Source organism: Desulfosporosinus hippei DSM 8344 (genome assembly GCF_900100785.1).
Taxonomy (GTDB): Bacteria; Bacillota; Desulfitobacteriia; order Desulfitobacteriales; family Desulfitobacteriaceae; genus Desulfosporosinus; species Desulfosporosinus hippei.
Window position 1 is genome coordinate 81448 of the sequence record NZ_FNCP01000021.1, and the last position, 7155, is coordinate 88602.

At 45.0% G+C, this 7155-nt stretch carries 8 protein-coding genes; 1 reads left to right on the forward strand and 7 read right to left on the reverse strand.

Annotation, left to right across the window (positions count from 1 at the left end; all coding sequences use genetic code 11):
* Positions 1-25 precede the first annotated feature (25 nt).
* From BLS16_RS16595 to BLS16_RS16625, 7 genes are all read right to left on the reverse strand, one after another.
* Positions 26-982, reverse strand: a complete 957-nt coding sequence (locus tag BLS16_RS16595; RefSeq protein ID WP_092334788.1) for a lysylphosphatidylglycerol synthase transmembrane domain-containing protein — start codon at positions 980-982, stop codon at positions 26-28.
* On the reverse strand, positions 975-1673 hold the full coding sequence (locus BLS16_RS16600; RefSeq protein ID WP_427846383.1) for a TVP38/TMEM64 family protein: 699 nt from the start codon (positions 1671-1673) through the stop codon (positions 975-977). The genes BLS16_RS16595 and BLS16_RS16600 overlap by 8 nt, the downstream gene beginning before the upstream one ends.
* A gap of 127 nt (positions 1674-1800) precedes the next feature.
* Entirely contained in the window at positions 1801-2382 is a 582-nt protein-coding gene (locus tag BLS16_RS16605) for a CDP-alcohol phosphatidyltransferase family protein (protein WP_092334790.1), read from the reverse strand.
* 16 nt (positions 2383-2398) lie between these two features.
* Positions 2399-3481 (reverse strand): ABC transporter ATP-binding protein, encoded by a 1083-nt coding sequence (locus tag BLS16_RS16610; protein WP_092334791.1) that lies wholly within the window; start codon positions 3479-3481, stop codon positions 2399-2401.
* Between the two features lie 118 nt (positions 3482-3599).
* A complete protein-coding gene (locus tag BLS16_RS16615; protein ID WP_092334792.1) occupies positions 3600-4424 on the reverse strand; it encodes an ABC transporter permease in 825 nt (274 codons plus the stop codon).
* A complete protein-coding gene (locus tag BLS16_RS16620; RefSeq protein ID WP_092334793.1) occupies positions 4424-5305 on the reverse strand; it encodes an ABC transporter permease in 882 nt (293 codons plus the stop codon). The genes BLS16_RS16615 and BLS16_RS16620 overlap by 1 nt, the downstream gene beginning before the upstream one ends.
* Positions 5292-6554 carry an ABC transporter substrate-binding protein gene (locus BLS16_RS16625; protein WP_092334794.1) on the reverse strand — a complete coding sequence of 421 codons (1263 nt, stop codon included), beginning with the start codon at positions 6552-6554 and terminating at the stop codon, positions 5292-5294. Before BLS16_RS16625 ends, BLS16_RS16620 begins: the two co-directional genes overlap by 14 nt.
* Positions 6555-6851: 297 nt before the next feature.
* Here BLS16_RS16625 and BLS16_RS24060 point away from each other — a divergent pair, with 297 nt between their 5' ends.
* Positions 6852-6995 carry a hypothetical protein gene (locus BLS16_RS24060; RefSeq protein ID WP_207649768.1) on the forward strand — a complete coding sequence of 48 codons (144 nt, stop codon included), beginning with the start codon at positions 6852-6854 and terminating at the stop codon, positions 6993-6995.
* Positions 6996-7155 lie beyond the last annotated feature (160 nt).

Below are 7155 nucleotides of genomic sequence, written 5' to 3' on the forward strand. Positions count from 1 at the left end.
ATCTCTCCTCGTTAATTAGATTAGTTTAAATTGTTGTTGATTCTGAATTAAAGATTTGCTTCTTTTCTCTGGCGGTAAACCAGAGCCAACCGCCCCAAAGGCTGCAAGCGCTGACTAAGAAAGCAAACAAAACCGAAGCGCTAAAAGCTCCCGCCTTAGGCACTCCAAAAGGAGTTAACAGCATAACATAGGCACCCTCTCTCAGACCATAGCCATTAATACCTAAAGGCAGCATAGATGCTACTGAGGTTGCCGGTATGACATAAACTGACTGTAAGACATCCACCATGCTCAGGGAAAGGCTCTGAAACAAGGCGTAATTTGTACCAACAATGCAGACTTGAAAAACAAAAGACCAGACTAAGGCATTGACCAGGGAGAGAGGATTTTCTTTGGCTCTCACACCATGCTTGGTCATTCCGACAAGAAATACAGCAAACTTATTTTGGCTGGCTACTATAAATCTCGGAGCCCTCCCGCCAATTACCAAAGCTAATAACCCAGCCGTCAGGACAATTAGCAAAGAAAATAGGCAAATCAATTTCTGATTGGGATTGTCAACAAACATACACCCCAGTAATCCTAAAAGAGCCAGCCCTGTCGTGGCTAAAATCCGTTCGATGACAACAGAAGATGTGGCACCGGGAGAATCTCCGCTTAGTTTTGCTGCCCAAAGTATCCGCAGCCCGTCGCCGCCAATACTGGAAGGCAAAAAGTTGTTAAAAAATATTCCCACCCAATAGGCCCGCCACAACTCTCGATAACTGAGTTTAAGCCCTAGGGCTGCAGTAATGACATGCCACTTAACCGTACTGACAACCATAGCCAAAAGGATCCACCCTACAGCGACTGCCAGCCAGCTAAGTTTCACCCCGGCAAGCATTCCGACAATCTGAGCCCAATCAAAGGCTTTAATAAACCAACCGATGAGAGCCAAGGAGAACAGCACTTTGAGCAACAGCTTCAAGTTTTTATTAAGCATGTTTATCTCCTGTGAGCTTTTGATCAAACCGTTTCTTAATGGCTAGACTGACAATTAAGAGTATCATAAAACCACAAAGAGCCCAGAGTGAGTATTTGGCCGTGGGAGACATATTCTCTCCCAGCCAAGAATAAACGATGGTCGCCGGCAATTGACCCAAGCCTGTAGCCCAGAAAAACTCCCAAAAACCCATGGTCGTCAAGCCTGCAGCATAAGAGATAATATCAAAGGGAACAATCGGTAATAAGCGGGCAATCATCACGGAATGTTTACCATACTTTTCAAAAAACCTATCCGTTGTCTCCAAACTCTTTTTGCCAACCATTCTCTCAATGACAGGACGACCAAATGCTTTGGCAATGACGTAACAAAGTGAGGCCCCGATCATCGCTCCCGTCCAAGAGTAAAGGGCACCCATAACCCAACCGAAAATCCAGGCATTAGCGAAAGTGATTACAAATGCCGGCAAGGGAGCCGCTAGGGCTTGAAACACCATGAGAGCCATGGAAACAATCGGTGCCCAAATACCAAAACCCCTTAAATAGTCTCTCATACCATTAATGTCGGCACGGGAAAGAAGATTTACTGACTTATTCAGTTGCTCTGACAGGGAAGGGATTAATAAATACAATCCTATGAAGATTAAGGATAAGACCGCAATCAGTAGAGCTGTAATTTTTTTCTTATTTATTGACAATTCTTCACCTCCTTAAATCCCCCAATAACCACAACAGTGATTATTATATAACTTAGTTATGATCTATTCAAATAATTTTTTTATTATGATCATGAGAAGATGTTATCCCATTCAGTTATAGTTATAATATTCTCTTTGCCTCCCACAGTCTTTGCAGGGCAGTGAAAGTTACCGCAAGAATGAATAGGCTTGTAAAGATGTTGATCCAGCCGGGAAATAAGGTCATCAGAGAAAGAAATATAAACCCTTCAGTTCGCTCCGCCAGTCCAGCCTGATAGTAAAATGATTTAATCCCCTTTTTTTCCACCAAGGCACCAACGGTTAAGAAAACAGTCATAGAAAAAATGATTCCCGCGGTTAACAGAAGCAGCAAAAACCGAACTCCGGGATAACACCAGGCCAGTCCTAAGATAACTGAAAGCTCGACAAGTCTATCGAAGGTAATATCCATCAAGGTTCCCCAAGGACTGGCAGCGTTATGTTTCCGGGCAATTGAACCATCGACGGCATCTAAAAATCCGGAAAACCAGAGCAAGGTAACTGCTAAAACCGGTTGTTCAAACAGAATTGTAACTCCTGAAAAAACTCCCATCACAAAAGCCGCTATAGTCACCTGATTGGCCGTGATCTTTAAACGATCAAGAAAATCTGCAGTCAGATCAATAATCGGTTGTATATATCTTCTGGCATGTGTATCAAGCATAATGATCTCCTTTAGGTCAGTATTCCGGGATAAAAACTAATGACTGTGGGTCGTAGGTTAACTCAAGAGCTTCTCCTAAACCTGGCTTTGAGCTCTGATCTGCCGGAAAGCTAAGGTTTACTGATTGTGATTCTATCTGAACCGTCACATGATAAGACCCTTGAGAAAAAACAGATTTTACGACGCTGCCCCTCAGAATTAAATCCCTATTTATCTGACTGAATTCAGTGCTTGCCGGGACAGGGCATAATTTCAAATTCTCGGAACGAAGCACGATCCAACCCGACTGTTGGTAGAATTCCTCTTTTCCCGGAACTGCTAATTTAAAAGAACCTGTTCGGAATACCCCTTGGGATAGTTGCCCATAGATAACATTTCTAGCCCCTAAAAACAAAGCGATCTCTGGGCTATTGGGGTTTTCATAGAGTATCTGAGGTTGATCAATTTGCATTATTCGCCCCTGCTTCATAATTCCGATCTTATCAGCCAGAACGAAAGCTTCGTTGACATCATGGGTTACCAACAAGGTCGTTAACTTATAGTCTTGTTGTAATCCTTTGAGCAAATCCCGCATCTCCTCCCGCAGTTCCGGATCAAGGGAACTAAAGGGTTCATCCAGTAAAAGCACCTGGGGGCAGGTCACCAGTGCTCTGGCCAAAGATACACGCTGTTGCTGCCCTCCGCTTAGCTCGGCAGGAAAGCGATCTCCAAAACCGGAAAGTCCGACTGCTTTAAGCATTGACTTGGCCTTTTCCAGACGAACCCCTTTAGAGATTCCTTTCATTTTTAAGCCAAAAGCAACGTTAGCTTCAACCGTCATATGGGGGAAAAGCAATGCTTGTTGAAAAACCATCCCCAAACCCCTTTTTTCTGTCGGGATCTTACTGATAGTTTGATCACCAAGCAAGACCTCTCCCCTATCCGGTTCCAGCAAGCCGGCAACCACCTTGAGCAGAGTCGTCTTCCCGCAGCCGGAAGGGCCCAGCAAGGCGAAAAGCTCTCCCTCTTGAATGGTCAATTGGGGTATATTCAACTCAAAAGAATCTGAGTCGGAGTGGTAATAACCTTTTTCGATTCCCTTTAAATAAAGATGATTCATGTCTTGCTCCTTAAGCTATCTATAGAGCCTGCTCAGTGGATGGGGTTCCCTACCTTTGCCAAGCAGTTGTAGTTGTTCTTTTTTCAGTTTTGTTGGGACTCTTTCTGTAAATTCCTATTTAGATATGAAAATCCAGTCTTTTTCCGTAATAATGTTTTAGCACCCAACTCATAGCATAAAGGGCCAGACCAGCCATCCCTGAAAAAAGGATGGAGTAAGCACTTCCGATAGCCAAGTCCCCCCCATTAATAAAAGGAAACATGAGTAAGGGCAAGGTTACCACCTGGCCACCTCCAATCAAGAAGGTGATCAAATATTGGCTTAATGAGATAAGAATACTTAAGCTTGCTCCAGCGACTATGCCGGGAACAAGATGGGGTAAGCTGATCTGCCAAAAACACTGCCACCAACCGGCTCCTAAGGTTCTGGCCTGATCTTCCAGGGAAGGCTCTAAGGTCTGAAAGCTTATAATTAAGGCTCTGACCATATAGGGTAGGGTCGGCGCTAAATGAGCTAGGATAACACCTAAAACTGATTCGGTTAACCCCAGCCTGAGAAAGGTCATCTGAATGCCCATGGTCGAAACAAAGGCGGGAACGATAATCGGCGCATAGACGATTCCCTCCACCAGCAGCTTTCCTCTGAAGCTATAGCGAGCCAGGGCATAGGCACCCGGCATTCCCAGAACGAGGTTTATGAGTGTTACAATCAAAGCAATTTCTAGGCTAAGTCCTACGGAGGCATAAGTTCCCGAAGTTGTTGACAGAACATAACTCCAAGCCCTATTGGTTATAGCTTGGGGAAATAGATCCGGCCAGTGCCAGCCAAAGGAAAGACTATTGACCAGTAAGGCGATAATCGGAAGCGCCAGGGTTAAAGCCAGGAGCAGGCCCATCGGAAAACCCAGGTAATGTCTAAGACCTTTGATAGTTAACTTCTCCATCAACTTCTCCCTCCCGGCATTCCCCATCGGCGACTGAGTTTGTAAGCCATGATCCCTAAAACCCCCGTGATAAGGGTCAAAACTACGTTGATCGCCATAGCTTCAGGCATTCGTTCCCACCCACCATTGGTATAGAGGGTATAGGATAATACCGGCAGCATCTGGGGGTAGGTAACCCCCAACAAATAGGGTACTTCAAAGGCCGAAAAGGTAAAAGCAAACACTATGAAACAACTTGAAGTCCAGGCCGGCAAAAGGAGGGGAACCACTACTTCTATAAAAAACTGCCAAGGTTTGGCACCATAGACTTTGGCTACTTCCAGCCAGTTAGAATAAATGTTCTTTAATACCGGATAGATCATCAAGGCAATAAAAGGGGCTTCCTTCCAGGTATAGGCTAAGATAATCCCCCACCCTCTTGGATCATTGGTTAACACAGGAAAAGCTTCAAACTGCTGAATTAAACCGAATCCATAAAGTATGCGCGCCAGATAACCACTTTGCATGAACAAAAGCACAATAATATAGGCTCCCACAAAATGCGGAATGACCAAAGGGAGATTCATCAAGCCCTGGAGCCAGAGGCTAATCCGCGATTTTCTCTGCTGATTTCTCAAAAAGAAAAGGGAGATTCCCATACCAAGAATCCCCGAGAAAAGAGTGGCTAATAAGGAAATCCTTAAGGTGAGCCAAAGGGACAGCCAAAAATCCTTTGAGCTTAATAATTTATGATAGGCCCGCGCAGAAAAATCCAATTGACCCGCAGCCGGAAAGTATCCCAAACTGTGGGCCAGCCCCTCAAGCAGACCACCAAAAAACAAGATCACAATCACGCTCACCGTAGGAAGAACCAACCAATAGGGCTTACTATTTCGCCACATATTCCAGCCAACCATTGTCAAGAACATCTACATAGGCGCTGGGTAATTCAGGGAGGCGATGACTGGCCAATTCTCCTGCCGGCAAAGTAGCAATCCCTCGGTCGATCTCAGAAACTCGTTTTTGGTCTTCCGGAGATAGTTTCTGAAGATCCAAGGACATATCTTCCCCCCAATTAAGCGGGTCGAATTTGGCAATTTGGGCATCAGGAGAAAGCATAAAATTGATGGCCACCATTGCCCCCGCTTGATGGGTGGAGTTAAAAGGGATGGATAGATAATGGGTATTAGCCAGGGTACCTGCTTCAAGGACAAAAGTGCGGGTGGACGCCGGGAAGGTTCCCTTCTTAATCTCATTAGATGCCCGGGCCGGGTCGTACCCCATAGTCATCCAGACCTCGCCATTAGCATAAAGCTGATCTAGTTTGGCTAAGCTTTCCGGATAAGTTTTTCCTTCTCTCCATAAAGAAGTCTCCATGGAGTTCAGGTAATCCCAGAGAGGGGAGAGTTTTGGGGTAAGGCTATCCGAGTCCAGGGGTTTCATATAATGCTGATAACCACCTGTCGTTTCATATAAGGCCTGCCGTACAAAAGCGCTTCCTGTAAAATCGGGAGGAGCAGGATAAGTAAACTTGCCTGGGTTTTGCTTAACCCAAGCAGCGAGCTGAGTCATGGAAGTTGGAGGATTCTTAATTTTATTGGAATCGTAAATAAAGACAAACTGAGCTTTACCCCAGGGTGCTTCAAAGCCTTCCGTAGGTAAACCGAAATCATCTTTAATATCCGGGGCATTAGCATCAATATATTGATTAAAATTAGGCAGCTGCTTATCGAAAGAACCCCAGAGCAAATCCTGTTCCTTAGCATTCTTAAAATTTTCACCGTTAATCCAGATCAGATCCACACTGCCCTCTTTTTTGTTGACTTGCTTTTCGGCAAGCAGCTTATTGACAGTGTCGTTAATATCATTAACCGGCACACGCTGCAAGGTAACTTCGTAATCCTCTTTTAACCGGGGGGCAACCCATTCATCCATGTAACGGTTGATTGATTCGCTTCCACCCCACATATACATGTTAACTGTTTGTCCTTTAGCCTGGCTTGCCACCTCATCCCAATCGGCCTTTAAAAGATCTGTTGAAGTGGTGGCGACAGCAGGATCACTTTTATTCTGAGCCTGAGAACAGCCGGCCAAGAATAAACAAATGGCTATGACTATTATTGTTATTACAGGAGTACTTACTTTTCGCACGATTTCAACCTGCCCTTCATTTATCTGTGTCTCTTACGAGAATTAGTTAGAAGCTCAACTCATCACTAATATGTTATCTTTAGTAATTAACACTAACTTATTATAATCGAAGGTTCTCTTAGGCTCAATATTTTTTTTGCTTAGTCGTCGTCAACAAGTTGAATTGGGCTATGGGGCACCGGCAGAGGATGAAAATAGGGTCGCTCGGGGCAGGGCGGCTTCGTCCACATCCGTGCAAGAAAGCTAATTCGTGCGACGAAGACACTGTCTTCGCACGGGTTAAACCTTCTTGCAGCAGTGTCTTCGTCACTCAGCATTCCGAGGCTGGCCCACGCGTTGACCTGGGAGCGATTTTCAGCGGATAAGTATTCTTTGGAGATAGCCGCTTTAGCGAAAATGTCCACCGGACACTTTCGTGCCAAACCACCGGGTAGTACCTGAAGTGAACCGTGGCTGCGCTTCCCCAGGTCAACTTGTGGGCTTCACCGCCTCTCCATGCAATGAGTTCACTCCTTGTAAGATAAATATAGGGTTCAGGTTACAAAACGAACCCGAACGTTCCTTGATAATTGACTCCAAATTGTTCAGATGAATTAGTTGA